The sequence below is a fragment of the Sulfuricurvum sp. genome (genome assembly GCF_023229695.1).
GTDB lineage: Bacteria > Campylobacterota > Campylobacteria > Campylobacterales > Sulfurimonadaceae > Sulfuricurvum.
Map to the genome: position 1 here is coordinate 1 of NZ_JALNYS010000048.1, position 2553 is coordinate 2553.

General features: G+C 44.2%; 3 protein-coding genes. All 3 read right to left on the reverse strand.

The features are described 5' to 3' along the window. On the reverse strand, positions 1 to 682 hold a 682-nt coding region (locus M0P91_RS15150), incomplete at its 3' end, for a CheR family methyltransferase (protein ID WP_295069368.1). Between the two features lie 3 nt (positions 683 to 685). Further along, positions 686 to 1312 carry a HEAT repeat domain-containing protein gene (locus M0P91_RS15155; protein ID WP_295069371.1) on the reverse strand — a complete coding sequence of 209 codons (627 nt, stop codon included), beginning with the start codon at positions 1310 to 1312 and terminating at the stop codon, positions 686 to 688. A gap of 8 nt (positions 1313 to 1320) precedes the next feature. Continuing rightward, on the reverse strand, positions 1321 to 2379 hold the full coding sequence (gene cheB, locus M0P91_RS15160) for a chemotaxis-specific protein-glutamate methyltransferase CheB (protein ID WP_295069376.1): 1059 nt from the start codon (positions 2377 to 2379) through the stop codon (positions 1321 to 1323). Positions 2380 to 2553 lie beyond the last annotated feature (174 nt).

Below are 2553 nucleotides of genomic sequence, written 5' to 3' on the forward strand. Positions count from 1 at the left end.
CATCAAAATAGATGAGCATATTACGAGAAAAGATCACATCAAATTTCCCCAATTGACGCATGTTCGTCTTATCAAAAACATTGGAAACTTTAAAATCAACCGTTCCGACCAAATCATCAATCAGATTAAATCCGAGGGTCCGTTTTTTGAAATACTTCGCTAGCACACTGGGGGGAATAGCGTGAACCGAGCGTTCTGAGTATTTTGCCGCTTTGGCTTTGGTAATAACCGTACTGTCGATATCAATCCCGACCACTTCGATATCCCGATCTTCAATGAGACGCGCTTCTTCAAGGAGATGCAAAATTACCGAATATGGCTCCTCCCCCGTCGAACAAGGAGCACAAAGGATACGAATCGCAGCTGTTTTAGGCTTTGTAGCGTGAAGCTCTGGCAAAATACGATCCACCAACACTTCAAACTGCTCTTTTTCCCGATAAAAATAGGTCTCGTTGACCGTCATCGCATTCATAAGCTCTTGAAATTCTGTCCCATCTTTGTCTTCAAAACGCAAGGTATAAAAATATTTGCGAAAACTCTCGGCGCCAATGACTTTTGCCCGCGCATCGATGTATTTGGCAAGTTTGTCAAAATGTTTCTCAAGCTCCAAAAATATTCCCGTTTTACGGTAGATATAGTCGGTCATTTTGAGAAAATTTTCGTCATTCAAAAGATAAGTCATCGCCTACCCCCGAATACAGCGGATAGCATTATCCACCGCAAAATTAACGTATGCATCATCAAAACGCTCTTTTACACCCTCAAGCACTTCTATGTCTTTTATCTCTCCGATCTCTGACATATAATCCACCGCCGTCATTGCAACGTTAATATCATTCTCATGTTCCAAAAGTTCAACGAGCATCTCCCGTGATTCTGCAAAATTCACATCGCCCAAAACATTAATGGCAAAAATACGTAAATCACGATCATTTCCGATCAAAAATTTGACAATATAATACTTGATAGCATCGCCATAACTTTGAAGGGTTGTGATGCCTAGATTGCGTATGTAGGCATTTCGCACTTTGAGCAAATTCATAATCTCTTCGATTGGGGCTTTTTTGGAGTCCATTGCGGTCAGAAGTGAAGCGATATAGCTCGCCATATCTTTATGTATGTGAGGATCATCGCTCATCAAATGAACAAGCTTTACCCCTCCGCCAGCGAACGAGGCAATTTTCTCAGCCGCATAGATTTGCGCATCAAAATTGCCCTCACTTGAGTGATAATACGCCATCGCTTCTGGAAGAGTATTTAACTCTGGAAGAGTTTCGACGATGGGTGCTGTGTGTATTCTAACTAATGCCATATTCCCTCCTAGCGCAATGTTTGTAATGAACGAATGATCTTTGGAAACGGCAATTGCTGAGACACTCCGCCACGATCATACGCCTCTTTGGGCATACCGTATACGGTTGCCGTCTCTTCAGACTCTCCGATGGTAAATCCACCCGCTTTTTTGATACTCACCATTCCCTGTGCGCCATCATCACCGATCCCTGTCAACAAAACGGCAGTGATTTGATCACCCGAAAAGACTTTAAGTGCGCTCTCAAACATCTCATCGACACTGGGCTGAAAAAATTGGTGATTTTTATTTTTTTCTTCTCGAATCACCACTTTTCCCGTCACTTTTTTCGCAAAATGCATGTGCACCCCTCCGCGAGCCAAAAAGATGCTCCCGTTGGAAAGTTCCATATGATCTTTGCTCTCAATAACCGGCAATTTACTTACTTTATCCAATCGTGTCGCAAACGCAGCCGTGAACTGTTGGGGCATATGCTGGACCACACACACCGCATACGGAAATCCGATCGGCAATGAGGTACAAATTTGCTCGATTAATCCAGGACCACCTGTTGATGCACCGATGAGCAAAACTTTAGTAACATCACTGCAGTCAAGGTTCTTTGCACGGACATTCTCACGAACGCTCACCGGACGTTCCCGCTGAACAGGACGGCGAACTACCGATTTGAGTCTGCGAGGCGGGATACGGCTGAGAGATTTTACTTTTGAGAGAATATCCTCTCGATTCTCCGATCTCCCTACATTCATCGTGCCGGGTTTGGCGATGTAATCGACCGCACCTGCATCCAATGCCTCCATTGTGATCCCAGCACTCTCAGTCGTCAAAGAACTGATCATCAAAATCGGTGTTGGTCGTGCTTCCATTATTTTTTTAACCGCGGTAATCCCATCCATAACAGGCATATTGATGTCCATAGTAATCACGTCATACTGCTCACGCGTTGCCATCGTAACCGCTTCAGCCCCATTTCGGGCTGTATCAATCTGAAATCCAAGCTCCGCAATAATCTCACTGAGCTGTTTACGTACCAGCGCAGAATCATCCGCAATCAACACTCTCTTCACGCTCTTTCCCCTACAAGTTTGGACACATCAGGATTAAATAATAATACCAATCGCTCACCCTCGTTCAGATGCAAGATATTCGAAAACATCCCGCCGTAGCTTTCATCAGGACGCATTTGTTCTTCGGTAACCCCTAAAACGTCGCTAACACTGTTAACAAAAAAACCGATCCGA

Bases quoted from the DNA above. Each gene is read 5' to 3' on its own strand.
- M0P91_RS15155 (WP_295069371.1), bottom strand. From the start codon at position 1,312: ATGGCATTAGTTAGAATACACACAGCACCCATCGTCGAAACTCTTCCA.